Source organism: Shewanella algidipiscicola (genome assembly GCF_900380485.1).
Taxonomy (GTDB): domain Bacteria; phylum Pseudomonadota; class Gammaproteobacteria; order Enterobacterales; family Shewanellaceae; genus Shewanella; species Shewanella algidipiscicola.
The window spans coordinates 411,693-438,139 of record NZ_OXJV01000001.1; the positions used below are offsets into that span (position 1 = coordinate 411,693).

Annotated in this window: 26 protein-coding genes; 19 read left to right on the forward strand and 7 right to left on the reverse strand. The window is 44.3% G+C overall.

All coding sequences use genetic code 11. The annotated features are described in order from the left end of the window. Together DN599_RS01795 and DN599_RS01800 are read right to left on the reverse strand one after the other, a co-directional pair. A complete protein-coding gene (locus DN599_RS01795) occupies positions 1-1,581 on the reverse strand; it encodes a hypothetical protein (RefSeq protein WP_162599134.1) in 1,581 nt (526 codons plus the stop codon). Between the two features lie 42 nt (positions 1,582-1,623). Continuing rightward, positions 1,624-2,493, reverse strand: coding sequence for a phospholipase A (locus tag DN599_RS01800; RefSeq protein ID WP_239473231.1), 870 nt, complete (start codon positions 2,491-2,493; stop codon positions 1,624-1,626). A 309-nt stretch (positions 2,494-2,802) separates the two neighbouring features. Between DN599_RS01800 and cobA the strand changes: the two genes are divergently transcribed. Next, positions 2,803-3,609, forward strand: coding sequence for a uroporphyrinogen-III C-methyltransferase (gene cobA, locus DN599_RS01805; protein ID WP_110455943.1), 807 nt, complete (start codon positions 2,803-2,805; stop codon positions 3,607-3,609). Here cobA and DN599_RS01810 read toward each other — a convergent pair. Next, a complete protein-coding gene (locus DN599_RS01810; protein WP_110455944.1) occupies positions 3,603-4,436 on the reverse strand; it encodes a TIGR03899 family protein in 834 nt (277 codons plus the stop codon). The genes cobA and DN599_RS01810 overlap by 7 nt on opposite strands. 345 nt (positions 4,437-4,781) lie before the next feature. On the opposite strand from DN599_RS01810, the gene hemG reads away from it, so the two are divergent. The 3 genes from hemG to aroG all read left to right on the forward strand — a co-directional run bounded on the left by hemG (position 4,782) and on the right by aroG (position 7,680). Continuing rightward, entirely contained in the window at positions 4,782-5,303 is a 522-nt protein-coding gene (hemG, locus tag DN599_RS01815) for a menaquinone-dependent protoporphyrinogen IX dehydrogenase (protein ID WP_110455945.1), read from the forward strand. A gap of 20 nt (positions 5,304-5,323) precedes the next feature. Then, positions 5,324-5,851 carry a cytochrome b/b6 domain-containing protein gene (locus DN599_RS01820; RefSeq protein WP_110455946.1) on the forward strand — a complete coding sequence of 176 codons (528 nt, stop codon included), beginning with the start codon at positions 5,324-5,326 and terminating at the stop codon, positions 5,849-5,851. A 770-nt stretch (positions 5,852-6,621) separates the two neighbouring features. After that, positions 6,622-7,680 (forward strand): 3-deoxy-7-phosphoheptulonate synthase AroG, encoded by a 1,059-nt coding sequence (aroG, locus tag DN599_RS01830; protein ID WP_110455947.1) that lies wholly within the window; start codon positions 6,622-6,624, stop codon positions 7,678-7,680. Between the two features lie 51 nt (positions 7,681-7,731). Here the strand turns inward: aroG and DN599_RS18705 are convergent, their stop codons facing one another. Continuing rightward, positions 7,732-7,908 (reverse strand): hypothetical protein, encoded by a 177-nt coding sequence (locus DN599_RS18705; protein ID WP_110455948.1) that lies wholly within the window; start codon positions 7,906-7,908, stop codon positions 7,732-7,734. Between the two features lie 433 nt (positions 7,909-8,341). On the opposite strand from DN599_RS18705, the gene DN599_RS01840 reads away from it, so the two are divergent. The 3 genes from DN599_RS01840 (at position 8,342) to DN599_RS01855 (ending at position 12,619) form a co-directional block, all read left to right on the forward strand. Further along, on the forward strand, positions 8,342-10,117 hold the full coding sequence (locus DN599_RS01840) for an ABCB family ABC transporter ATP-binding protein/permease (RefSeq protein WP_110455949.1): 1,776 nt from the start codon (positions 8,342-8,344) through the stop codon (positions 10,115-10,117). 1,041 nt (positions 10,118-11,158) lie between these two features. Next, a complete protein-coding gene (locus DN599_RS01850) occupies positions 11,159-11,740 on the forward strand; it encodes a DUF5610 domain-containing protein (RefSeq protein ID WP_110455951.1) in 582 nt (193 codons plus the stop codon). Positions 11,741-11,878: 138 nt separating this feature from the next. Continuing rightward, positions 11,879-12,619 carry a ferredoxin--NADP reductase gene (locus tag DN599_RS01855; protein WP_110455952.1) on the forward strand — a complete coding sequence of 247 codons (741 nt, stop codon included), beginning with the start codon at positions 11,879-11,881 and terminating at the stop codon, positions 12,617-12,619. A 305-nt stretch (positions 12,620-12,924) separates the two neighbouring features. On the opposite strand, the gene DN599_RS01860 is transcribed toward DN599_RS01855, so the two are convergent. After that, on the reverse strand, positions 12,925-13,383 hold the full coding sequence (locus DN599_RS01860; protein ID WP_110455953.1) for a hypothetical protein: 459 nt from the start codon (positions 13,381-13,383) through the stop codon (positions 12,925-12,927). A 196-nt stretch (positions 13,384-13,579) separates the two neighbouring features. Here DN599_RS01860 and DN599_RS01865 point away from each other — a divergent pair, with 196 nt between their 5' ends. The 4 genes from DN599_RS01865 to DN599_RS01880 all read left to right on the forward strand — a co-directional run bounded on the left by DN599_RS01865 (position 13,580) and on the right by DN599_RS01880 (position 18,534). Next, positions 13,580-14,587, forward strand: a complete 1,008-nt coding sequence (locus DN599_RS01865; RefSeq protein WP_110455954.1) for a Fe(3+) ABC transporter substrate-binding protein — start codon at positions 13,580-13,582, stop codon at positions 14,585-14,587. A gap of 170 nt (positions 14,588-14,757) precedes the next feature. Next, positions 14,758-16,389 carry an ABC transporter permease gene (locus DN599_RS01870; RefSeq protein ID WP_110455955.1) on the forward strand — a complete coding sequence of 544 codons (1,632 nt, stop codon included), beginning with the start codon at positions 14,758-14,760 and terminating at the stop codon, positions 16,387-16,389. After that, the gene (locus tag DN599_RS01875; protein ID WP_110455956.1) at positions 16,390-17,430 is read left to right on the forward strand and encodes an ABC transporter ATP-binding protein; all 1,041 of its coding nucleotides are present in this window, start codon (positions 16,390-16,392) and stop codon (positions 17,428-17,430) included. Positions 17,431-17,586: 156 nt separating this feature from the next. Then, positions 17,587-18,534, forward strand: coding sequence for a Dyp-type peroxidase (locus DN599_RS01880; protein WP_110455957.1), 948 nt, complete (start codon positions 17,587-17,589; stop codon positions 18,532-18,534). Between the two features lie 428 nt (positions 18,535-18,962). Here the strand turns inward: DN599_RS01880 and argR are convergent, their stop codons facing one another. Next, positions 18,963-19,433, reverse strand: a complete 471-nt coding sequence (argR, locus tag DN599_RS01885; RefSeq protein WP_110455958.1) for a transcriptional regulator ArgR — start codon at positions 19,431-19,433, stop codon at positions 18,963-18,965. A gap of 378 nt (positions 19,434-19,811) precedes the next feature. On the opposite strand from argR, the gene mdh reads away from it, so the two are divergent. Then, on the forward strand, positions 19,812-20,747 hold the full coding sequence (gene mdh, locus DN599_RS01890; RefSeq protein WP_110455959.1) for a malate dehydrogenase: 936 nt from the start codon (positions 19,812-19,814) through the stop codon (positions 20,745-20,747). Between the two features lie 80 nt (positions 20,748-20,827). Here mdh and ispB read toward each other — a convergent pair whose 3' ends face one another. Continuing rightward, positions 20,828-21,799, reverse strand: a complete 972-nt coding sequence (gene ispB / locus DN599_RS01895; protein ID WP_110455960.1) for an octaprenyl diphosphate synthase — start codon at positions 21,797-21,799, stop codon at positions 20,828-20,830. 275 nt (positions 21,800-22,074) lie between these two features. Here ispB and rplU point away from each other — a divergent pair, with 275 nt between their 5' ends. From rplU to DN599_RS01930, 7 genes are all read left to right on the forward strand, one after another. After that, positions 22,075-22,386 (forward strand): 50S ribosomal protein L21, encoded by a 312-nt coding sequence (gene rplU / locus DN599_RS01900; protein WP_033537952.1) that lies wholly within the window; start codon positions 22,075-22,077, stop codon positions 22,384-22,386. 14 nt (positions 22,387-22,400) lie between these two features. Then, a complete protein-coding gene (rpmA, locus tag DN599_RS01905; RefSeq protein WP_007650346.1) occupies positions 22,401-22,655 on the forward strand; it encodes a 50S ribosomal protein L27 in 255 nt (84 codons plus the stop codon). A 220-nt stretch (positions 22,656-22,875) separates the two neighbouring features. After that, positions 22,876-24,045 (forward strand): Obg family GTPase CgtA, encoded by a 1,170-nt coding sequence (gene cgtA / locus DN599_RS01910; RefSeq protein ID WP_110455961.1) that lies wholly within the window; start codon positions 22,876-22,878, stop codon positions 24,043-24,045. Between the two features lie 35 nt (positions 24,046-24,080). After that, positions 24,081-24,842 (forward strand): threonine/serine exporter family protein, encoded by a 762-nt coding sequence (locus DN599_RS01915; protein ID WP_110455962.1) that lies wholly within the window; start codon positions 24,081-24,083, stop codon positions 24,840-24,842. Continuing rightward, positions 24,839-25,309, forward strand: a complete 471-nt coding sequence (locus DN599_RS01920) for a threonine/serine exporter family protein (RefSeq protein ID WP_110455963.1) — start codon at positions 24,839-24,841, stop codon at positions 25,307-25,309. The genes DN599_RS01915 and DN599_RS01920 overlap by 4 nt, the downstream gene beginning before the upstream one ends. 53 nt (positions 25,310-25,362) lie before the next feature. Next, positions 25,363-25,845: a type 3 dihydrofolate reductase gene (folA, locus tag DN599_RS01925; protein WP_110455964.1), complete on the forward strand. Its 483-nt coding sequence runs from the start codon at positions 25,363-25,365 to the stop codon at positions 25,843-25,845. A gap of 86 nt (positions 25,846-25,931) precedes the next feature. After that, complete coding sequence (locus DN599_RS01930) at positions 25,932-26,318, forward strand: DUF3718 domain-containing protein (protein ID WP_110455965.1); 387 nt, start codon at positions 25,932-25,934, stop codon at positions 26,316-26,318. The last annotated feature ends 129 nt before the right edge of the window (positions 26,319-26,447 follow it).

Below are 26,447 nucleotides of genomic sequence, written 5' to 3' on the forward strand. Positions count from 1 at the left end.
TCATTCTGAAGAGTCTTTACTGGCGTGTAAATGGATGAGCGAGATGATTGAATTACGCCATAAAAAGTCGTCTATATTGGTTAAAATATCAGGATAGGTTGCTAGCCCTGATAACCTTTGGCCGAACATATCATAAATGACACTGCTGCTAATGCTCACCTTAATATTGCTGTTGGGCAATGTGATGAGGTAATACCTATCGAAGCTACCGCGAGTCGGCTTACCGATTAAGAGGGTACTTGACCATTGCTGGGCAAAGTGGGCTATCCACTGGCATTGCTGGCGACAGTCGGGACCAATGAGTAACACAAGCTGCCCTAGTTGACTGGTTGCAGATGTTAATCCTGTTGGCCAAGCGGGCTTATATTGAGGCATTGGCTGTGAATATGTTTGATAGGGGGACAATGTAGACTCAGTGACACTTGGCTTAGTGAGTGTGGCGGGCGAAAACATCGCTCGGCCGATTGCTAATTTAGCTTCACTGTGGGGCCATTTTCGTGCATGCCATTGACTAAAGCGAGCATCAAACTGAGTATGGATCTGTTGACTGGCTCGGGTTAGTTGCAGTTGTTCATCATGGGAGAGGTTATCATAGGCAATAAATTGCAATGGCGACAGATAGTCGCTGCGCTGATTCGGCGCTCGTCTATATCGGGCAATGGCGTAAAGTGCTGAAGTGGCATTTACACTAGGCGCTAGGCTTTGGTCGCGGTAGTGTTGTGCCAGCCAAGTTAACAGCTGATCGCCATGGCCATAGGCGTTACGCAAATCAATAATGGTCAGCGGCGTTAATAACGACTGACTCAGCGCTTTTTGTAACTGACTATTTTGGGGGAGCTTACTTAAGTCATGTAGGCTAAATTGGCCGCGCACAGCATCAAAATAGCTCTCCGATTTAGGCAAAGGCGCTAGCGCAGTTTGTGCGGCATATTGCAATGAGACATTAAGCTGACGGATATGTTGTTGCAGATCTCTTAAGGTGATACGCACATGGTCGCTAGGCATGATGCCTATCTCTTTTCTCAGTAGCGAAATATGGTGTAGTAGTTTGGCTTGCTGATCGGGTTGTGACTGCTGTGATGGTGCTAAAAACAGTTGCCAAGCATCGATCCATCGGGCTATGGGGACGCCATCAATATGAGTAATAAAGGGATGCTCGTTATCGATTGGCGTACTGTCGTTATTAAGCACTTGCCAACCATTTTCATTGTATTGAAGGTGAATGGGCAGCTTAGCGGCGCTATCAACATCCGATATGTCACTGGCGATATCATCTAAAGGTGCTAAGACCTTATGCAGCTGCATAGCAAAATCAGTGCGCTTAACGGGTAATGCACTTAGCTCGGCCAGCCGTTGAGCTCGCTCGCTTATGAGTGCTAGTCGCTGCGGTGCGATAGCGGCAAATGAGGAGTGCTCTACCAGTTGTTGCTGTAGAAATTGCAAGTCGTCGCGGATCTCTTGGCTCGTTAATAGGGCCTTAGGCGGCTCGCTGCGCAGCGCGATCGCCGTTAGCTGCAAACAGCTGATTAGCATGATTAATCCAAAGCCATTGATGATGGATTGATGACCGAATTTCATCATGCTGCTTGTTTGTCCTCTCGTGCTGAGCCAATGCTTTGACGTTTATAAGATGTCGTTTATGGAAAAACCTATCCCAATTCTATTGGTGTGTGAGTTGTAGTCTAACAGACTCTCGCCATAGCCATTAAAATACTGCGCATAAAACCTTAAGTTGCCTATGATGGGGTAACTCCAGGTGAGCTCTACCGCACCATAATTAGGTTTATCTAAGTTGTTTCGTAGCAGCATGGTGAATCGATGTTTATCTAGGCCATATACTGCTTGTAATTCAAAATTACCCATGTAATCAGTAATATCAGGGTTGTCATCTCCCCTTGCCGACGTCGGCGTCTCTTTGGCATCTTCTGGAATACGCCACCACACCTTGGCGCTCAATGCAAAAGGGCCACTATCGAATACCATGGTGCCATAAATACGGTTCCAACTTCGGGAGAGATCACCTGTTTGACCATTGGATTGATGCACCGCGCCGATACCCCATAGTGAGTTAGTTAGCGGGCCAATTTGCCAATCGTTATTGAATAGCATGAATATTTCCGGTTCATGATTAGTTTCGCGAAACGGGGATGAGATCTCTTTATTGTAGACCTGCCAATAGGATTGATTGGTGTAGGCAAAGTACAAGTGACCATTGTCGCCAAATACGTTATACATCAACGGAAACTTGAAGCTAATTTGAAATTTAGCTTCCATTTTATCTATGTCGGCTTCAGTGTTTTCTATCTCTTCTCTGAAAGGGTCGATGTTAGGGCTGGTGTTATAGGTAAAAGGTAAGATGTAGTTGACTTTGTGTGGGGTGATAACAAAGGGAAAGTCTGCGGTGGCCAACTCCACTTTTATCCTTTCATCGACTAACGATTCGCTTTTTTTCGTTGAGGATGTTTCTACCTGCTCAGCGCCAAAGGCTGGCATAGCCAACGTAAGTAGTCCAAGCAGAGGCATCCAATAACGATACTGAGCTATTTTCATCCAAGCGTTCCTTTTAGCATATGAGTTAATGTAGCTATAACAGTAAAAGCTAGATCTGTTTTAACATTTGAGTCGCCATACTGCATCTTTTATCTGCTCCGCGCCGATTTCAACAGCTTATTCGCCTTGGTTATGCCTCTTCTTTGACGCGCCACTAATAACTAAATGGAATAGAATCTAATTATTATATATTTTTTAAGTAATAAAAATGGCGCTATATTAAGCTGACTATATATTGGCAGAGATGCGGACATGGAACTAATTACTTTACCTAGGCAGCAGGAGCGCGGCAAAGTGTGGCTGGTTGGTGCTGGCCCTGGAGATGTTGAGCTACTGACGCTCAAGGCTTTTCGCATCTTAAAACAAGCCGATGTGGTGCTTTATGATGCTTTGGTGAGTGAAGATATTATGGCCTTAGTGCCGATAGCTGCCGAGAAAATTGCCGTAGGTAAACGTGCAGGAAAACATAGCGCCGCTCAAGATGAGATCAATCAACTGCTAGTCACTAAGGCATACACCCGCAAAAATGTGGTGCGCCTCAAAGGAGGAGATCCATTTATCTTTGGCCGCGGTGGTGAAGAGCTAGAAACCTTGGTTGAAGCCGGCGTTGCCTTTGAAGTGATCCCCGGCATAACGGCGGCGAGCGGCACATCTGCCTATGCAGGCATTCCATTGACTCACAGAGATCATGCTCAAGGCGTGACCTTTATTACTGGGCATTGCAAATTGGCGAGTCGCCCGCTCGACTGGCAAAGTTATGCCAACAGTCAAAACACCCTAGTGATCTATATGGGCATTCTAAATGCGCAGACGATAAAGCAAGGGCTTATTGAAGCTGGACGGGCACCAGCGACACCAGTTGCGATCGTATCTAAAGCGACGACCCATGAGCAGCGAAGCTTTATCGGGACCTTGGATGAGCTGGATCAATTAGCTGCATCGCCACAATTACGTATGCCAGCGCTGATGATTATTGGTGAAGTGGTTGGATTAGCTCAAAACCTTAATTGGTTTAATCCTCAATCGGCAAATTGCAATGTGGCGCAAACGGGTCAATAATCAATTTTAAAATCTTTACTAAACAAGGCGTTTAGCGCTTTAACATACTCTTCATCTGGCTTAGGGCGCACCAATTGGGCAAGTTCATCCCCCGTAGGAGTTAAGCGATAGTAGTTAAATTGCAGGTTTCCATGTTTAGGGGTGAGTGTCATACACTTACCCGATAATGTCAGGCTGATGGCGGTTTTAGAGTTGAGCACTCCGGTTTCAAACTCGCTTTTATGCAGTAATCCGGCATCCACCAAGGTTAAGATGGCAGAGTAGGGTAAGCCAAATTGTGACAGGGCAATATGGGTATTATCTGACTTGCGAAACAGCTGTCCAATCCCACCAGAATGGCGATACCCCATGAGTAACTTCAGCTTAGATTCATTATTAATGGTCACGCTCATGCCTAAGGCTTTTTCAAAGATCTGCGCCTCTTTGTGCGTCAGCTGTTTGAGGGTCGATAGGCTGCGTAAGCTAAAGCGGCCGGGATTGGTGAGCTCATTGGCTAAAATACGTCCCCATAAGGTTTGCATGTTACGGTTATGGATCTGCTCTGCTAACTGAAAAAATTGATGTATCCAGTCGGGGTCTAAGTCAGCGCCAATCACATCTGACGGCGTTTGTGCGAGCGCAATGGTATAGATAGTTTCTAGATTACTTTGGTATTGGTTGACCAACAGAGTCTGCCGTTGCTGGGCGCGCGCCGTTATTGATGCCATGGAAGGGCGATAACCTTCCTCACCGCTCAAGCCTAAATAGCGGCCAAGTGATAAGGCCTTTTTGCGAGCAGAAACATCAAACTGATTGTGTTGTGAAGCACTAGCACCCTTTTCTGTCATGGTTAAATATGTAATTGTGTGATGAAGTTATAAGCAGTTTATCGCACTATTATTAGCCTTGCCTTGCTTAATTTCATCTTATTTATTGCTGATGTAAGTCAGTTGTTCTTGGTTGGAGTTTTAGGACTTAAGCTGCGGATTATCCATGGCTAGGTGTGAGCGCGAGCTTGTTATTGAGCTCTGGGATGAGTGCCGTTACCCTTAAGGAGTAATGGTTGTATTTGTGATGCAGGTAAACTTAGCCGATGTTTTGCTGCTAACCCTCGTGATCTGTTTCAATAAAATATTGCCACAAATCGCTTATGATGATTTTATTGGTTGATATTAATAAAGTTAGAGGTATCAGTGAGTAAAATATTAATTATCTATTCTAGCGTGCATGGACAAACACGTAAGGTCACTGAGCATCTCAAGCAACATCTTGAATCTTTTGGCGATCAGGTTACCTGTACCAGTATTGATGCTGTACCAGCACTTGAAGCTTTTGATAAAGTGGTATTGGGTGCCAGTATTCGTCACGGTAAACATCATCCTGCAGTCTATCACTTCATCAGCCAAAATATGCAGGCCTTAAATGACAAGGTCAGCAGTTTTTTTTCGGTCAGTCTAGTGGCCAGAAAACCGGCTAAAAATACCCCAGAAACCAACCCTTATATGCAGGCTTTTTTAGCTAAAACGTCTTGGAAACCTAAGTTACTGGCAGTATTTGGGGGGAATCTAGATTATCAAGGCTACAACGCTCTCGACAGAAATATTATTCGCTTCATCATGTGGATCACTAAAGGGCCGACGGCGCCAGACACTCGAGTGGAATATACCGATTGGGATAAGGTGAGCGAATATGCGAGTCAATTACATCAATTGTAAGCGTGGCTTAAGGCTAGGAGATGACTGATATGCTCCGTAAACTGATCAATAAAATCATAGAGTACCAACATCTGCTGTTGATTTTGTTATCGCTATTTTTAATCCTCACCAGCAGTTGGATTGTTATGGGGCGTAGCATCAGGCCGAACGCTTCAGTGTGGGACTATTTGCATGTTTATTTGGGCATGGTTGTTGCTGGTTTGTCTGTACCGATGTTGCTGGCTAATGTTGCTAAGGGTAAGTGGCGTCAGTTTTTTCCTTGGCTTATGGGGGATTTTACTCAACTGAGTCGTGATATTTGCGGCCTAAAGCGCGGCAACATTCCTGCGGCAGGAGGGCGAGGCCTCTTTAGTGTCATTGAGGGGATTGGCCTGATATTGCTGTTGTTAGTTTCGTTTACTGGGGTGATGTGGTTTGTGACGCAAGGCAGCAGTGAAGCGTTAAATTGGCGCAGTTATCATCAGAGTAGTGCCCATGGATTTATAGGGTTTATGTTAGTGCACAGTGTTTGCGCTGCGGCGCATCTTATTGACTTGGTTCGTAACTAATCCAAGTAACCGCCTGTTTGTGATAGTTTCATCACGTCATCGTGAGTTAATTGGCATGAATAAGAGTCTGCGTTTATTAACTATGCTCTTTGTTAACCTGAATTGGAAAGTCTGTTTGCCGCTAGTTTCAATTAAGCCATGGGCTCTAGGCGTTAGCATGGCGCGTTGCTGCGTGACTTCTGTTTAGCGAGTAAGCAGCCTATTGGATTAATGAAAACTCTAGGGCCTGTTGATCTTTGCTGGTTGAATTTTGTTCGAGACAAAAACGTTTTAATCGAGGCGAGTGGATTGCAACCTAGTCATCTAAGCAAAATTCACTTAACAAAGAGTAAAACGTTTTTAGCCGAACCCTTCGGGCGGCGTTTGTTGGGTGTTTTTACTGCGTTCTCAGCTTTTTATGTAGAATAACTACACTACAAAGCTTCTGCCTTGTATAAATACCCAGTAACTCGCTGCAAAAACAACCTTGAAAGATCAACAGGCCCTAGATAATTAAAATTCTAGATGAAGTGAGGTTTGCAGTTACTTGAAGCTAATTTTTGCTGTCATATAAAATCTTACTGGAGCTTTTGGTGGCGTAAAGGCCTTATTAGGGTCGATGAAATTTTAAATTCACTTTTACCAACTTACTGATAAAAATGTTATTTATCATCTTTAATTGTATTACAGCTCTGTTTAGTTGCAATACTCGATAATACTGGATAGATTTAAACAAGTAGCGCAAAAGAGAGACCTGTTTTTAATCGTTAGCCGGAGTGTAAATATATACCATGTATTATCAAAATGACGACGTTCGTATAAATAAAATCAAAGAGTTATTACCTCCAGTCGCGATTCTTGAGCGATTTCCGGCTACTGAAAATGCATCTGCTACCGTTTTTAATGCACGTGAGAGTATTCATCAGATATTAAAGCAGCAAGATGATCGCCTCTTGGTGGTGGTCGGTCCGTGTTCTATTCACGATCCTGTAGCGGCGCTAGAATACGCACAAGGGTTGGTGAAGGTGCGGGAGCAATATAAAGATCAACTTGAGATTGTCATGCGGGTCTACTTTGAAAAGCCACGCACCACTGTGGGTTGGAAAGGGCTAATCAATGACCCTGATATGGATAATAGCTTTAAATTAAATGATGGTTTGCGCACTGCGCGTAAGTTGTTACTGGATTTAAACGATATGGGAGTGCCGACTGCGGGTGAATTTTTAGATATGATCACACCGCAATATGTTGCCGATCTGATGTGCTGGGGGGCAATAGGTGCCCGCACGACTGAGTCTCAGGTTCACCGTGAATTAGCGTCGGGCTTATCTTGCCCTGTGGGATTTAAAAATGGAACCGATGGCACCATTAAAGTGGCGATCGATGCTATTGGCGCCGCCAGTGCCCCACACCACTTCTTGTCGGTGACTAAATATGGCCATTCTGCCATTGTGTCGACTAAAGGTAATCCAGATTGTCATATCATTCTGCGTGGCGGCAAAGAGCCCAATTACAGTGCAGAGCACGTTAAAGCGATTAAAGAGCAACTGCTTAAGGCGAAGTTGCCTGCCAATATCATGGTGGACTTTAGCCATGCTAATAGCAGCAAACAGTTTAAACGTCAGTTACTGGTGGCTGAAGATATTGCAGGACAGATAAGTGCGGGTGAGCGAGCCATTTTTGGCGTGATGGTCGAGAGTCACCTCGTCGAAGGGCGGCAAGATCACGTGGAGGGGCAAGCTTTACGTTACGGGCAAAGCATTACCGATGCGTGTTTGGGCTGGCAAGACACGGAAACATTACTGGGCTTGCTGAACCAAAGTATTATACGTCGTCGCGAAACAGTTTAAGTAATGCGAAGAGGGAGCCAATGGCTTCCTCTTGCACTAATGTAAATGCGATTAACGATGTTGTTGAGCAATCAGGTATTCGTTAGCCTTGGCTAAGCTGCCAAAAGAGGAGATTAAATTACTCTGACCTTTTTGTTGAATTTCGGGGTTATTCGACTCTGTCATCATCCATACCCAAGTTTGTATTAACGGTAATGGTGGGTATTGCGCGTCAGATGATTGTGGCATATCGGCTTCCTTAACATTTTGCGGGTTATTCCCGATGCTCTATACAATACGATTGAGCGACTTTTACGTGATGCCAAGATTATCAAAAATTGCAAGATCTGATAACCCCTTGAGGTTATGTGTCTATTGGCTATTAATGACACATCACTCGGCAAAACGTTAACCTAATTCTAATACTTTTTAATCGTTATTTACCACAAAAGTAACACTAAAGTCCATCGACCGATTGGTTTAGCGATTGTTTGATATGCAGGCAGGAGAATTCCTTGTGGGTCATTTCTCGTTGGGTATGTTAAGTGATCTTATCTTATCTATAGGTGGTGAGTACGTTCTAACCGTGGGCAATAGCAAACGCTAAACGAGATTTACAACCTTAAGCCAATCTGTTTTACCCATTGGCCATTGATGTTTTTTATTATAATACGGAGCCGCTATGCGCCCCACGCTCTATTTTGATGGACCTATAGATAAATTAAATTGGCATGTGTTGAAGCTGCTTTGGCCCTATTTGTTGGAGTTTAAAGGGCGGGTGATACTGGCTTTGCTATGCTTGGTTATCGCTAAATTGGCCAGTGTTGGTTTACCCTTTGTGCTCAAAGAGATTGTCGATACTTTAGATAAAGCATCGACAGAGCAAATTATTAGCGTGCCCATAGCCTTAGTCGTCGCCTATGGCGGAATGCGGCTGTTAAATACCGTCATTTCTGAGGTGCGCGATACCTTATTTGGTCGAGTGACAGAGCGAGCGATTCGGCGTCTTGGCTTATCGGTATTTCAACATCTACATCGGCTGGATCTAGCCTTTCATTTAGAGCGCCGCACCGGCGGTCTGTCTCGTGATATTGAACGTGGTACCAGCGGCGTCAGCTTCTTGATGCGTTTTATGGTGTTTAATATTGTCCCCACCATGTTAGAAATCGCCTTGGTGGTGGGAATTTTGTTTTATAACTACGGCTGGCTGTTTGCGCTGATCACCTTAGGCGCTGTGGTGGCTTATATTCTATTTTCAGTGATAGCGACCGAGTGGCGCACCGGTTTCGTTCGTGAAGCTGCCTTGGCCGATTCACAATCGAATACCCGCGCTATCGACAGTTTATTGAATTATGAAACCGTTAAGTATTTCAATAATGAAGAATATGAGGCGCAAAAGTACGATCAAGCATTACAACGCTGGGAGCGAGCAAAGCGCAGTAATCGCTTATCATTGTTTGCCCTTAATGCTGGGCAAGCATTGATTATTTCGCTCGCGATGACCTTGATGCTAGCGTTAGCTGCGCAGCAGGTTAGCGCAGCGATAATGACTATAGGTGATTTTGTGTTGATTAACGCCTTTATGATGCAGCTGTTTATGCCGTTGAACTTCTTAGGTTTTGTCTATCGGGAGATCCGCGGCGCCCTAGCCAATATTGAGCGCATGTTCTCTTTATTAGACCGAGTCCCCATGATTGAAGATAAGCCCAGTGCCACCAGTCCTTCACTGACACAAGGTAGTCTACGTTTTGAACATATCAGTTTTAGTTATGATGGCCGCAAGATCCTTGATGATGTGAGTTTCGAATTACCCGCAGGTAAAAAAGTGGCTATTGTAGGCGACAGTGGCGCGGGCAAATCTACCATAGTTAAACTGCTATTTCGTTTTTATGAGGCACAGTCTGGGCACATTTATATTGACGATGAGGATATTACACAACTGAGTCAACATGCTCTGCGACAAGCAATAGCCATAGTGCCGCAAGATACTGTGCTATTTAATGATTCACTACTGGAAAATATTCGTTATGGCTCACCCAATGCCACTGATGAACAGGTGCAGGGGGCGATTAGGATGGCTCACTTAGCCGGATTCATTGCGCAGCTTAGTGACGGCTGGCATACCAAAGTGGGTGAGCGCGGCCTAAAACTCTCAGGCGGTGAAAAGCAGCGAGTCGCTATTGCTCGAGCCATTTTAAAAGGATCGCCCTTATTAGTATTTGATGAAGCCACATCATCGCTGGACAGTCATTCGGAGCAAGCTATTTTGACTGCACTAAAAGAGATGGAAAAAGGCCACAGCAGTTTGGTGATCGCCCATCGTCTATCGACCGTGGTAGATGCTGATCAAATTATAGTGCTTAGCCAAGGCAAGATAGTGGAGCGAGGTGATCATCATAGCTTGTTAAAAGCCAAGGGCTTGTACCATAAATTATGGACGGTACAGCACCAGTATTAATTACTAGTCGATTGAGATTATTGGTGAGTTAATTAATAGGTCAGCTTATCTCATTCGGTTGCGATAAGCTGGACTTACTATTTCGGTTGATATCTCTGCAAGTGGTGGGCTTAATTGCTCCACTGTCAGATTTTTACAAGAAACCAAGAAAACCAATGCGGCTGGTCAACCACAGAGATGAGCCTAAGTAAAGACATATGGTGGCTTGTAGGGTAACCATAATCAAGGAAGCACTGCGGTAGTGGCGGCATACCATAGTGGTGGTTTATTGTTACAATTAATGATTGTCGCTAAAGAGACAAGGATTAGGCTGTTTTTGAGGTATTAATAGGTCTCCAACCATCACAAAGTAGACTGAGTTTTGTATTCCCCGCATTGTAGGGCGTAAGTCGTATGATCTCTCCCCCCTTGAAACAGATAGTCTCACCTTCGATGATGGTTAACCGATCACAGTTTTGACAGCTGACCGAGAGAGGTTTACTTTTCCCACCCGCTCCAAAAAACGAATCACTCACCAGATGTTCTCCTTGTATTGACTTTATGCTAGCTGTGCCGCTATTCCATACATCGCTAATGTAGTCAAGTGTAGCGTATAAAGCTAGTGCTATCGAGAGTCATGCAAACAACTGTAGATTAATAACTCTCTAAAACGCTTTTTTTTGACTTGCTGTTTTCCACTTTGGTTTAAACCAGAATCGTACACAATCGTTGTTTCGACGAGTCTGATGATAACGGTTTTAATATTTTGACTATTGCTGCGGCCCAGCTATGGGCAGAAACACCAGGTTATGATGAATATACTGCACAAGAGTTGTTTTGCCATAGTAGCGCTATGTCACAATATAGTCGCGACATAGTAATCTAATTGAGGATAAAACTCGATCTAATTAGCACTTTTTACTTAAAATGTATCACCTTGATACACTTTTAGGTGTCATATAGTAAAGGTGGATAGAGCTAGGGATAAAAGCTAAAGTTGTTCGAAAAATGGTCGATAGTAGACGTTAGACCAAAGAGTCATTATCGCTTAGAGAGGCAGTTATGCAGATTAATAATCATGGCACCGCCGTGTCAGAAACGGCACGTAATAAATCAGAAACCAATACGAATCACGGCCAGCAGGTGGCGGATGTGGCTAACACTAACACCGCCCAGGCAACCAGCAAACAGCTAATGAATACTGCCATTTTGTCGGCGCAACAAGCAGTGAATCTCAGTTCGGCTAATGAACCTATGCGGTTACTCTATAAGGCGGCAATAGCCTCAATAAATGAGCATCTAGCCCCCAGCATGGGGCAACATGCGATTGAAACGGCAGTCGAGCAGGGCGTTGATACCTCAGCTGAAGCGACAGCTGAGCGCATTGTTAGCTTTGCTACGCAGTTTTTTAGCGTACATCAAGAGCAAAACAGTAATATGACCTTTGACGAACAGCTTAGCTCATTTATGGAGATTATTGGCGGCGCGATTGATCAGGGGTTTGATGAAGCTAAAGATATTCTATCTGGTTTAAAAGTCCTTGAAGGGGATATTGCCGATGGTGTGGAGCAAACCTACTCTTTGGTGCAGCAAGGATTACAAGCATTTCGTGATAGTTTTAACCCAGAAGTTGAGTCTATATAAGGGGTTGCAATTTAATCCTGTCGTGGCTTATTAAGGGGCAAACGAGTTACGCGGCATAGGATGTTACCTTGACTCTACTCTCAATAACCTCAATGATGGTGTTTATCGACCTTGATTTAACTCTCAAAGGGGATGCTAATGTGGCAACAGGCACACGTGGTAGAGCGTATAGATTGGAACGAACGATTATTTACGTTGAAGCTGTCTGCTGATATTGGTGATTTTATTGCTGGGCAGTTTATTAAGCTCTCACAAGTTATCAATGATAAAAGAGTGGCTCGAGCTTATTCATTGGTTAATGCCCCTTCGAGTCAGTATCTAGAAATATTGGCGGTAAGCGTAGAAGAGGGCAAGTTATCTCCGCAATTACAGACGTTAAATGTTGGCGACAGCATCGATATTTCCACTAAAGCGACAGGCTTTATGACATTAGATGAACTGCCCGCTCAAGGCCAACATTTATGGCTGTTTGCTACAGGTACGGCTGTAGGACCTTTTATTTCTATGATGCGAACCAATCAACCTTGGTTACGTTTTAATAAGGTGATTTTGGTTTATGGGGTTAGGCAGGCGAACGACTTAGCTTATTACCCAGAGTTACAGCAGCTTAAGTTAACCTATCCGCAACAGTTTGAACTTGTCACCTCTGTAACTCGTGAAAAAGGCGTTGGCACCATAGATAGCCGTATACCCGATGCAGTGGCTGCAGGCGTTATTGAGGCGCAAGTTGGACTTAAATTAACCCCAAAAGATGCTCAAGTGATGATTTGTGGTCACCCTGAGATGATTAAAAGCCTGACTCAACAGCTTAAAGAGCGTGGTTTAGCCACTAATTTACGCCGAGCGCCTGGTCAAATCACGGTTGAAAAATACTGGTAACAAGGCTTTGATGGCAACTGCCTTGAGGGCCATCATTTAGTCGAATAAAGTGGAACCAGTAGATAACGTATCCTCGCTTTAAGGCGACTTGCATTAAGATTGATTGACCTAAAGAGCAATGACGGTTGCTGTAATGGTATCGTCCTTTCTTAACTGCGCAAGCTCTCCATTATTATATTAAGTATCTGTTTTAAATTGACTATATTTGGGTTTGTTGTGTTTTTTCTAAGTATTAATACTGTGGTTTATCGTGCCACTCAGTACGCTGCTTTACTCGTTGCAAGTAGGTCTACTGTACGCCAATATTATGGTTGGTCGGATTGGCGGCGGCCGTTATGCTTGAAGCTTCTTCGGTTTTGTTCACCAAAGGTTCCGTAAAGTTCATGAGTGACGCCAAATTGTAACCGCCGCTCCCCGTCGAATTTGCGTCTATCGGCATGATGAATATAACGACAACGGCACGGTGTTGTACTGCATCCTTTCAGCGGAAGCATAGGCGCTTGTGCGGAAAGATAACGTTTACCTTGCAGTGAGTGGGCGCTGGTACAATCCATTGCATCATTGACAATTTCGACACTATGAAATTTTGTATTCGTTGAGGAATATTGCTGCTCAGCAAGAGGCGGGTATTCACTAATAGGCTTAATTTTGGTTTTGCTGCGTGCTTTTTTTGTTATCTTTTTCCGCCCTATACCCAGTCTGTGTTTAAACAGATACAGCAGTAGCATGAGCGCCAAGAGCAACGCGATGATTTTGATTGGCATATATATTCTCTGTGATGTTATCGCTTGTCTGGTTTTACGCTTACTTGTTTAGTGTAGTCACTGCTATTAGCTAAGTGCAAAATTGTCGCTACAGATGATTTTTTTAATAATTCAACTTGCCGTTATGAGAGGTTTTGATTACCCTAGTCGCAATTGATAACCATTATCATTGTCGGTTTGTAACTGGAGAGTTGAAATGAACTTTACTAAAGGCGTTATTGCGCTAGGTTTGGCTTGCATGACATCAATGGCAAGTGCTGCTGATACGTTAACGATTTACTCATATCGACAAGCGTTTTTGATTGACCCTATTTTAACTGACTTTACCAAGGAGACGGGTATTGAGGTGAATGTGGTCTTTTCTAAAAATGGTATTGCCGAACGTATTGCTAGAGAAGGGCGCTTATCTCCAGTTGACTTAGTGCTGACGTCTGATTTTTCTCGCTTAATGGAATTGGCCGATAAAGATTTGGTTACCCCTGTGCAGAGCGAAGTACTTGAGGTTAATATCCCGCAATCAATGCGTTCACCCAGCGGTGAATGGTTTGCATTAACCCAGCGAGTAAGAAATATTTATTCTTCTAAAGAGCGCTTAGGGCCGTTAGATATTACTTATGAAGATCTTGCTGATCCTAAATATAAAGGCAAAATTTGTACTCGCAGTGGTAAGCATCCTTACAATATTGCCTTAGTTGCCTCTATGATAGCGCACCATGGTGAAGCCGAAACCAAAACATGGTTAAACGGTTTTAAAGCCAATTTGGCCCGTAAGCCGCAGGGTAATGATCGTGCTCAGGTACAAGCGGTTAAAGAGGGGCTATGTGATATCGCCATTGGTAACAGTTACTACTTAGGAAAAATGCTGAAAGATCCTAACCAAGTGGCTTGGGCTGAGGCGGTCAATATTAACTTCCCTAATCAAAGCAATCGCGGTGCGCATATTAATATCTCGGGTATGGCGTTGGCCAAGCATGCCCCCCACAAAGACAACGCAATTAAATTAATGGAATATTTGTCAGGTGATGCTGCGCAGCAATCTTATGCGCAAATCAATATGGAGTATCCGGTCAAGGTGGATGTTGCACCATCAGAGTTGGTGGCCTCTTGGGGAGAGTTTAAAGCCGATGCGTTACCCATTTTTAAATTGGCAGAGTATCATCAGGCAGCCGTAAAATTATTAGATGAAGTGAAGTTTGATCTGTAAAAAATAGTCAGCTTTACGCGCTATTGGTCTCGACATAGCCTTCTTATTAGAAGGCTATTTTGCTTTTTAGCCACAGGGCGCACACTTTTGTAAGTTATAATCGTTTTTATTTAAGCTTCGATTTAGGTTAATCCTTGATAATTATCTGATCAAGGCAAATGAGATAACGAATGATTTTAGGTTTTGCTCGACGTTGGTCACTGATCAGTTATTTGATAGCAGTTATCTTAACACTGCCATTGTTAGCCATTATTGTGCAGGCTGCTGTGCCCGGTGAGGCTATATTTGCTCATCTACTCGACACCGTATTACCCACATATATTTTCAATACGCTGGCCTTGATGCTGTGTGTCTGTATTGGTGCAGTGGTATTGGCACTGCCTGCGGCTTGGTGTATTGCCCGCTGTGACTTTCCTGGCCGCCAACTCTTCCAGTGGGCCTTGTTGTTACCCTTAGCCATGCCTGCTTATGTCGTGGCTTATGTATATACCGACTTGCTCGATTATGCTGGCCCGATTCAGCGGGGGATACGTGCTGTGTTTGGTTGGCAATCGCCCCAAGACTATTATTTCCCTGATGTGCGTACCTTGATGGGCGCTGCTGTCATGTTAGCCTTAGTGTTGTTTCCTTATATTTATTTGTTGGCTCGCACCGCATTTATGGAGCAATCCTCTAGCTTACAACATGCGGCTCGTGTGATGGGATGCTCCCCATGGCAAAGCTTTTGGCGCTTAAGTTTGCCCATGGCTAGGCCCGCATTAGCCGTCGGCGCTTCACTGGTCGCGATGGAAACGGCAGCTGACTTTGCTACCGTCAGTTACTTTTCGGTGCCGACACTGACTACAGCGGTATATGACACTTGGCTAGGTTATGGCAGTTTATCTGCTGCCGCTAAGTTGTCGGCGATTATGTTGTTGGTGATTTTTTGTATGATTGGCAGTGAGCGTTTTGCGCGCCGTAAGCAGAAGCTGTTTCAGAAACAGGCCGAGCTTAATGAGCGTGATCGCTATCCGTTATCAGCACCTAAGGCGTGGTTAGCAACGTTTTACTGTGCTGGCTTATTACTGCTGGCATTTCTCTTACCCTTTGGGGTACTTGTCAGTTATGCCTGGCAATATTTCGAGGTCAGTTGGAACCACGAGTTTCTACAATACAGTATTAATAGTCTCTATATCGCGTTGCTGGTGGCGTTACTCACAGCCGTGATTGCTATCGTGTTGATGTTTGTTAGGCGTTGTAGCCCACGTCGCAGCGACCTATTACCGTCACGTTTAGCGTCTACAGGATATGCGCTGCCCGGCACAGTGCTGGCGATCGGGATTTTAGTGCCGCTCACATATATGGATTTTACCATTAATGATATTTATGCCTACTTCGACAGGCAAGGACCTGGCTTAGTGTTAAGTGGCAGCATATTTGCTTTAATTTTTGCTTTTTCTATTCGATTTGTGGCCATTGCAATCGGTAGTGTGGAAAGCAGTTACAAGCGTATTAGTCCAACGCTGGATATGGCTTCGATCACCATGGGCTTAAGACCCAATGCTTTGTTGCGTAAGGTTCACTTGCCCTTGCTGAGAAAAGGCATTTTTGCCGGCGTATTGTTGGTGTTTATTGAGTGCATGAAAGAGCTACCTGCGGCGTTACTACTCAGGCCTGTAGGGTTTGAAAATCTTGCCACTTATGTGTTTCAGTTCGTTTCAGATGAACAGTTAGAGCATGGCGCTCTGGCGGCCATTGTGATCGTACTTGTGGGGTTCATTCCGCTGATCTATTTAAACCGTTCATTGGAGCATAATACTTAAATGTCGACACTCAAAATTGAAGATGTTCACAGTAATTACCAAGGCCTGGTAATTTTAAATGGCCTTAGTCTTAATATTCAGCGTGGAGAGATTGCGGCGCTATTAGGGCCTAGTGGCTGTGGTAAGACGACTCTGCTCAGGGCAATTGCGGGGTTGCAACCTATCTCTGCTGGCCGCATTAGCATCAATAAGCGGTTGTTGTCGGGAGATGAGCACTTTGTGCCGAGTGAGCAAAGAGAAGTGGGAATGATTTTCCAAGACTATGCATTGTTTCCCCATTTAACGGTGGCGGACAATATTTTATTTGGAGTCAAAGGCTTAACTAGTGCCGAACGGCAAGCCAGATTAACTGAAATGTTAGCTTTGGTGAAACTTGATGGCTTAGAGAAACGTTATCCACATGAGTTATCGGGCGGCCAGCAGCAGAGAGTATCGATTGCCCGCGCTCTGGCGTATGAGCCTGAGTTATTACTGCTTGATGAACCCTTTTCAAATATCGATGCCAAAGTGCGCAATGAAATGATGCTGGAGATCCGCAGCATTTTAAAACAACGCGATGTTAGTGCAATTTTTGTGACCCATAGCAAGGATGAAGCCTTTGTATTTGCAGATAAACTGGCGCTATTTAATCAAGGAGCGATAGTGCAATATGGCTGTGCTGAAGCCCTTTACAGTGCACCTGCCGATAAATACGTTGCTGAGTTTTTAGGTGAAGGAAATTATCTTGCCGCTCAAGTGGTAGATGGTTTTACTGTGTCTACTCCGCTGGGTATGATTGTTAGCACAGCACCTATGCTGTTTGATGTGGGGCACAAGGGGGAACTTTTGCTGAGGCCAGAGCAGATCGACATTCATGCCAACGGTCAGGGTGATGGATTGATTGTCGAGCGCCGTTTTTTAGGCAGTAATTGTTATTATCGAGTCTTGGTCGGTACACAAGGTTATGATGTTCGCAGTGCTAAAAACGATTTAGCCTTGGGTGAGCGAGTTCACCTAGCAGTGATCCCTCATTCGTTGGTCTTATTATCGCCTGCTGAGTAACATATTTGTAACTCGCGGTGGTTGTTATGATTAATAAACGTTAATCTAACCATTAATACGGTTTCTTTTTAACGGTTTGTGGCTTGTGTAGTACTATTTATCGCTAAAGTTTCGGACAATATAGCCGAAATTGAAACTGACAAAGGTAGGGTCTATATGGATAGTCAGGTTATGCCACGTGAACAGTTAGGTGTGTGTGCCGAAGGAAATTTGCATAGTGTATATTTGATGTTTAATGCCGAAGACGGTGTGGAATCACAATTACGCCCTTGTGTAGCCAATGTTGCGCAGTACATTTATGAATTATCGGATCAATATGCCGATAGTGCCTTTAATGGTTTTGTCGCGATTGGTGCTAATTACTGGGACAGCTTGTATCCCCTGTCTCGTCCAGCTCAATTGAAACCGTTTCCGGCGATGAATGCCGATAATCGAGATGCTCCTGCACATGAGTATGATCTCTTTATTCATCTGAGATGCGATCGTTATGACATCTTGCACTTGGTTGCTAATGAAGTGTGCCAAATGTTTGAAGGTTTAGTCGAGCTGGTTGATGAAGAGCGCGGTTTTCAGTTTATGGATGCGCGCGATCTCACCGGTTTTGTCGACGGTACTGAAAATCCTAAAGGACGTCATCGCCAAGAGGTCGCCTTAGTTGGCGATGAAGATGCAATCTTCCGTTCCGGTAGTTATGTTCATGTACAAAAATACGCGCACAATTTGAGCAAATGGAATCGACTTCCTCAGAAAAAACAAGAAGATATCATAGGTAGGACTAAAATCGATAATATCGAGTATGCCTCGCAGGATAAGCCTCTTACCAGCCACATTAAGCGGGTTAACCTAAAAGATAGCCAAGGACGTTCGATGGAGATCTTACGGCAGAGTATGCCTTATGGCTCAATGAAAGAGCAGGGGTTGATGTTTATCTCATTGTGCCGTAATTCAGAGCATTTTGAAAAGATGCTCCACAGCATGATCCACGGTGATGGAGCTGGTAATCATGATCACTTAATGCACTTTACTCAAGCGCTGACGGGATCGGCGTTTTTTGCTCCTTCGCTAGATTTTATGCAAAATGCAGCTGCCGAAAGCGACGAGTGAATAGCGGCAACCTATTGTCGTTGCGCCATTGATTAATCACAGTCGGCCAAGTCTTTGGACTCTTTTTTTTCCGCGTGGTCATTACACTGGCGTAAAATCAGTAGCCATCAAAAGCGGGCTGCAATAAAATTCGCCTGAATGGGCTTAACCAAGCCTTTTTGGCAGGCTGGTTAAGCGTCAAAAGCGATAAGATCTTGCATGCTAATTAAATGCCGATAAGTTTCTCTTATCGGCATTTTTATATGATTTTCAGTGACACAGGCTTTGATTGAGCATTAATGGCTAAATTGGAGCCATTTTTTTGGCATAAAAAAGACGCCATTGGCGCCTATTTTTAGTAAATCGTAATTAGTCTTGATCCAGAATTTGTCATTTAACCGCTACAATAGAGACTATCGATTCCTTGACCTAGTGTGCTATAAAACACTTTAATCGGTATAGTTAAATAATGACTTGATCGTGTTGAACGTTTTACCGACCTCTTGAATATTCGACGGGCAGATGAAAATCGTATCATCACCAGCAATGGTGCCCAATATTCCCTCTGGTTTACCTATAGAATCCAGCAGTCTAGCGATTAACTGTGCAGCTCCTGGGCTGGTTCTTACCACAATCATAGATTGATTATGGTCGACATCCAATACGAGGTTTTTCAATGGGCTGCCAGCCGTAGGCACACCTAGCTCTGCAGGGAGGCAGTAAACCATCTCTTGTTTAGCATTGCGTGTACGCACCGCACCAAACTTACTTAGCATGCGCGATACTTTTGATTGGTTAATATTGTTATAACCTTCGGCTTGAAGCGCATTGACGATTTCGCTCTGAGAGCCAAAGCGTTCCTCTTTTAAGATAGCCTTAAAGGTCTTGACGAGTTCTTCTTGGTTTTTATTGGCTTGCATGAATTTGGCATCTTGTATTCGTAAAATTGGCTCATTGTGAATAGCTATGCAAAGCAAGTCAAGTCTTACTCGAAGTGAATGAATAAACATTCATTCACTATTGTGGAAGATCGTGTAAATATCGAAACTACCGCTTACTTAGGTATCCTTTTCATTTGGCATGATTAATGATGAATGTAGCGGTTGTATCTAATCTAAGTGAGTTAAGCCAACCCCTCATCGACTAACCGTTAATACATGCACTTTTTGGGTTATTTATAAAATATCTTGCTACACGACTAAGGGATAATTGAATTATTGATGTGATTGCAGTAATGTTGCGCCATCTGTGAATTTAGATCTATGTCACATAATAACCAAGAATTAACGGAGATAACTATGAAAGTTGCTGTACTTGGTGCCGCTGGTGGTATTGGCCAGGCTCTTGCTCTACTACTTAAAACTCAATTGCCTGCCGGCTCTAAATTATCCCTTTACGATATCGCGCCAGTGACCCCTGGTGTTGCGGTTGACTTAAGCCACATCCCTACAGCGGTTGAAGTCAAAGGGTTCGCGGGCGAAGACCCAACACCAGCACTAGAAGGTGCTGATGTGGTGCTAATTTCTGCAGGTGTTGCGCGTAAGCCTGGTATGGATCGCTCAGATCTATTTAACATCAATGCGGGGATCGTTAGAAACCTCGTTGAAAAGTGTGCAGTAACTTGTCCTAAAGCGCTTATCGGTATTATTACTAACCCAGTTAACACGACTGTGGCTATTGCTGCTGAAGTATTAAAAACGGCAGGCGTATATGATAAGAATCGTTTGTTTGGTGTAACCACTCTTGATGTTATCCGCTCTGAAACCTTCGTGGCCGAAGCCAAAGGGTTAGATGTGGCTGATGTGAAAGTGAATGTTATTGGTGGCCACAGCGGTGTTACTATTCTTCCTCTGTTGTCTCAAGTTGAAGGCGTGACCTTTAGCGATGAAGAAGTGGCTGCTTTGACTACACGTATTCAAAACGCGGGTACCGAAGTGGTTGAAGCTAAAGCCGGTGGCGGTAGTGCAACACTTTCTATGGGGCAGGCGGCGTGTCGTTTTGGTCTTTCATTGGTTCGTGGTCTGCAAGGTGAAGCGAATGTTGTTGAATGTGCTTATGTTGATGGTGGCAGCGAGCATGCAGCGTTTTTCGCCCAACCAATTCTACTAGGTAAGAACGGCGTTGAGCAAGTGCTGGCTTACGGTGAAGTAAGTGAGTTTGAAGCTAATGCGCGTGATGCCATGCTAGATACCTTAAAAGCTGATATCAAGCTAGGTGTTGAGTTTGTTAAGTAAGTACTATTTGTTAAGTAAGTACTAAGTTGATAAAAAAATGGAGCCGTCAGGCTCCATTTTTTATTATCACTAAGGTCGTATTAGTGATTACGCGCTACGGCGATTTTAGCGAGCGATATTAGCGCTTGCTTGTAGTCACTCTCAGGGAGTATTTCTAAGGCGCTAATGGCCTTATCAGCTTCTTCTAGCGCTCTTTGTTCCGTATATTTGAGAGCACCACATTGGTTGAGCGCATTGAGAATCGTCTCAATATGACCTGAACCATCACCTTGCTCAATCGCTTGACGAATTAAAGCTCGCTCTTCGTCGGTACCATTCGCTATGGCATAGATAAGTGGTAACGTTGGCTTGCCTTCGGCCAAATCATCCCCAATATTCTTACCTAGCTCTTCAGTTTCGGCTGTGTAGTCTAATAAATCATCGGTGAGCTGGAATGCCGTGCCCAAAAATTTACCATAATCAGCTAATGCGGTTTGCACCTCAATACTGCTATCGGCTAATACCCCGGCTAAACGGGTCGCAGCTTCAAACAATTTAGCTGTTTTGCAGTAGATGACACGCATGTAGCTTTCTTCCGTGGTATCAGGGTCGTTACAGTTCATTAGCTGTAACACTTCGCCTTCGGCTAACACGTTGGTAGCATCGGCCAGCACTTCTAACACTTGCATGCTGCCTAGCTCGGTCATCATTTGAAACGAGCGAGTATATAAAAAATCGCCGACTAACACGCTCGCACTGTTGCCAAAAAGCGCATTAGCTGTCTCTCGACCACGCCTTAGCATTGACTCATCCACCACGTCATCATGCAGTAATGAAGCGGTATGAATAAATTCGACAATTGCCGCAAGCTTGATATGAGCTTTACCCTCATAGGCAATCGCGCGGGCGGCCAGAATGGACAGCAGCGGGCGCATTCTCTTGCCCCCGCCATTGATAATATAGAATCCAAGTTGGTTTATTAGGGCTACATCTGACTCCAACTGTTTATAGATCAGTTGGTCGACGGCTTTCATATCAGCATCAGCCAGCTGACGAATGGCGTTCAAATCCATATTAGGCTCTACTTCTAGTGGTATTTTGTAATTCAGGCAGCCCAAATTAAGGCAAAAATGTTATAGTATTGAGATTCTACCTAAAAATGTTGAATAAGACATTATTAGAAGACTAATGTGAGAGTAATTCCGATCTTTTTTTGATCAAAGTGAATTAGGGCTTGTCAGCCTAATCAACTTAGCGTAAACTCCGCGACCATTGTCATTAAAGCTTTTATAGCGCCCAGCCTAACATTAAAAGGTCTGCGTGCTTGAAATATCGGAGTAAAATAGCTATGTACGCTGTTTTTCAAAGTGGTGGTAAGCAGCACCGTGTTGCTGAAGGCCATACAGTTCGTCTAGAAAAATTAGAAGTCGCTACAGGCGAAACTATCGAATTTGACCAAGTTCTTTTGGTTGCTGATGGTGAAACTGTACACGTTGGTGCACCTTTAGTTGAAGGTGGTAAGGTTGTTGCTGAAGTTGTCAGCCATGGCCGTGGCGAAAAGGTAACTATCGTTAAGTTCCGTCGTCGTAAGCACCACGATAAGAAGATGGGCCACCGTCAGTGGTTCACCGAAGTTAAAATTACTGCTATCAACGCTTAATAGGAGTCTAACTCATGGCACATAAAAAAGCTGGCGGTTCTACTCGTAACGGCCGCGATTCAGAAAGTAAACGTCTTGGTGTTAAGCGTTTCGGTGGTGAATCAGTTCTTGCTGGTAACATCATTGTTCGTCAACGTGGTACTAAATTCCACGCAGGTGTTAACGTAGGTATTGGTCGTGACCATACTCTATTTGCACTAACTGATGGTAAAGTTAAGTTTGAAGTTAAAGGTCCTAATAACCGTAAGTTCATTAGCATCGAAGCTTAACTCTTAGTCCACCTAAGATAGTTTATAAAGCCCTGCCTCTGGTAGGGCTTTATTGTTTATAAATCTGGTGAAATGAGCCGGTTACGTTGCTCCAGCACCAGTAACACATTGCTGCTTCAAACCTGTGTATCTTGTTTGAAGTTCAATATAGAAATTGTTTTTTGGCGGTACGATTAGATTGGCAGTATAATCGGTCTATTGTGTGGTGCCTGGAGTTGGTATGAAGTTTGTCGATGAAGCTGTGATCAGAGTTGAAGCTGGTGATGGTGGTAGTGGTTGCGTTAGTTTTAGACGTGAAAAATATGTGCCTGATGGTGGCCCCGACGGTGGTGATGGTGGTGATGGTGGTAGTGTTTATCTGCAAGCAGATGAAAACCTTAATACCCTGATCGACTACCGTTTTGAGCGCTTTCATTTTGCCGAGCGCGGTAAAAATGGTCGCGGTCGTGATTGTACTGGCCACAGTGGTCAAGACCTTATCCTTAAGGTGCCTGTCGGGACGCGCGCCATTGATGAAGAGACCCAAGAGGCATTAGGTGATCTCAAGACCCATGGGCAAAAATTGCTGGTGGCAAAAGGGGGCTTCCATGGCCTAGGTAATACGCGTTTTAAGAGCAGTACTAACCGTGCGCCAAGACAGAAGACTCTTGGTACGCCAGGTGAAGTACGTAGCTTACGCCTAGAGCTGATGCTACTCGCCGATGTAGGCTTATTGGGTATGCCAAATGCGGGTAAATCAACCTTTATTCGTGCCGTGTCTCGTGCTAAGCCTAAAGTCGCTGATTATCCATTTACTACTTTAGTGCCTAACCTTGGTGTGGTGACACCACGTCATGGGCAAAGTTTTGTGATTGCTGATATCCCCGGCTTAATTGAGGGCGCTGCAGAAGGGGCCGGTTTGGGGATCCGCTTCTTGAAGCACCTTGAGCGTTGCCGAGTATTACTGCACATTTTGGATATTGATCCTATCGATGGCAGCGACCCTGTTGATTCAGCCCGTGCTATTGTCGCCGAGCTTGAAAAGCATTCTCCATTACTGGCGAGTAAGCCACGTTGGTTAGTGTTTAACAAGACTGATCTGCTTCTTGAAGAAGAAATTCAAGAGCGCGTAGAGCGAATTGTTAAAGAGTTAGATTGGAAAGGCGAAGTCTTTACTATCTCTGCGTATAACCGCGAAGGTACCCAAGAACTTAGCTTGAAGTTGATGGACTTTATTGCTGCGCTACCTGAAGAGGTTGAAGCGGATCCTGATGCTGAAGTTGAATTCAAGTGGGATAATTATCATCAACAGACTCAAGATGTTGTCAACGAAGATTATGATGGCGATGATTTGGATGATGATGACTTTGACGATGATGATTATGATGTTGAGATCATCTATCAAAGATAAGCTTAGCTTATTATTACTTTCATTCTGAGAACCACGTGTACGCAGATACTCAAAATGATATTACTCGGCAAGTTGTCCGGGTTGCCCAACTTTTGCTAGCCTATGGTGCTGAATCTGAACTCATTGAAGAGATCAGCCAGCGCCTTGGTTTGGCATTAGGTTTGGCCAGTGTTGAAATCTCTATCTCCTCTAATTCCCTCGTGCTAACCAGCTTAGTGCATGGAAGGTGTATTACCACCACGCGTCGAATTCGCGAACATGGCATTAATATGACCATTATCTGTGAACTACAGCGCATCTGTCTATTAACAGAGAAAGGCATATACGGCTTAAATGAAGTGCGTAAGCGCGTGTCTCGTATACGACCTAAAAGCTACCCTAAGCGCTATTTAATCCCCATGATTGGCTTATCCTGCGGTAGTTTTTGTCACCTATTTGGTGGCGATATGGTAGCGATAATCATCACTATATTGGCCGCTTCGCTGGGGATGTTTGTGCGCTTAGCCATTGCCAAGCGCCATTTCAATTTATTGGTGAACTTTGCCGTCACGGCTTTTGTGACAACCTTAGTGGCGCAAATGGGCTATCACTTTGATCTCACCAATACACCCAAGTTACCTATGGCTGCGAGTGTATTGATGTTGGTGCCGGGCTTTCCGATGATTAATGCGATTTCAGATATGGTTAAGGGACACCTTAACGTGGGGATCTCGCGTTGGGGCCACGCCACTTTACTGACGGTCTCCTCGGTGATTGGTATTACTATCGCGATGCAGTTAGGTGGGTTATTCCTGTGATAGAACTCTTACTCAAATTGGCAAACGATGCGTTATTTTCATCGATACCCGCGGTAGGATTTGCCATGGTATTTAATGTGCCTAAACGCTTTTTACCTTATTGTGCGTTAGCCGGCGCAACGGGCCACAGCGTCAGAACCTTGCTATTACATATTAACTTGCCTATTGAATGGGCCACGTTCGTGGCGGCTGCATTGGTCGGCGTATTGACGATTAGCTTTGCCAAACGTCATCTCGCACCGCCTTTAATGTATGCAGTAGCGGCTATCATACCTATGATCCCCGGGACTTATGCCTACAATACCGTCATTGCGTTAGTACAACTGTCTGCCCAGTCGCAGGTGAGCCCCGAACTGACTGCTGAAGTGATCAGCAATGGGTTAAAAACGGTATTTATATTGGGGGCGCTGTCGGTTGGCTTGGCGATGCCCAGTCTGCTCTATTTTCGCACTCGTCCTGTCATTTAACTCTGTTGATTTAATCTGTTCTAATTGAAGCGGCCTAGACCGTTGGAGCTACTATGAAAATTGCTATGATTGCCGCGATGGCCAATAACCGCGTCATTGGGAAAGATAATCAGATGCCATGGCATCTGCCTGAAGATCTGCGCCATTTTAAGGCTATGACCTTAGGTAAACCAGTGGTGATGGGGCGTAAGACCTACGAATCTATTGGTCGTCCGTTACCGGGGCGTCACAACATTGTCATTAGCCGTCAGGCCGGTCTCACCATAGAGGGGGTCACTTGTGTCACTTCATTTGAGACTGCGCTGCAAGCGGCTGGTGAGTGCGATGAGCTTGTTGTCATTGGTGGTGGTCAGTTGTATCAGGCGCTACTGCCTAGAGCCGATAAACTCTATTTGACTGAAATTAATCTTGATGTTGAAGGCGATACGTTTTTTCCTGATTGGAATGATGGGTCGTGGGAACGAGTGACCAATGAAGCGCATACGAATGAGAAAGGTTTAGAGTATTGCTTTATCAACTTGGTAAAAAAATGTTAAGTTGTGGGTGCTATCCTGAGTAGTCTTTAGCGTAATTGTTACCATTTATGCTATTGAAAAAATAATAAATATTATAGGAGTACCCAATGCGTCTGTTACCTACGACGATTGCTGTGATGTTAGTGGCCTCATCTTATGCTGTGCCAGTAAAAGCCAACGATCAACTTGTTGCAAACATTTGTAATTACGTGCACGCGGATGATAAAAACCGTTTACGTAAAAAGTTGAAAGAGACCCGTGTAAAACTGCGTAACGTCTATCAAGATATCTCTTGCGATGGCGATAGCTTGTTACGCTTTGCAATGAAAAGTGGTGCTAATGACGTAGGAGCATTCGTTGCGAAACGCCTTTCTACTACTGATTTAGCGGCTAAAGAGGCGGATGGACAAAATATCCTCGAATGGGCCGAAGCTAATGGTCATAGCGCGTTAGCGATGACCTCTGCAATTAAAGAGCGTCTTGCAGGAAGCTAGTCTTATACCTAATCTCTAGAGGATTAAGTGTTGAGCCATAAAAAACCGGACTAGATGTCCGGTTTTTTATGGGCTAATGCGCATATAACACTCAAAATCATAACGCGATTGCTGATTGATGAGCAGGGT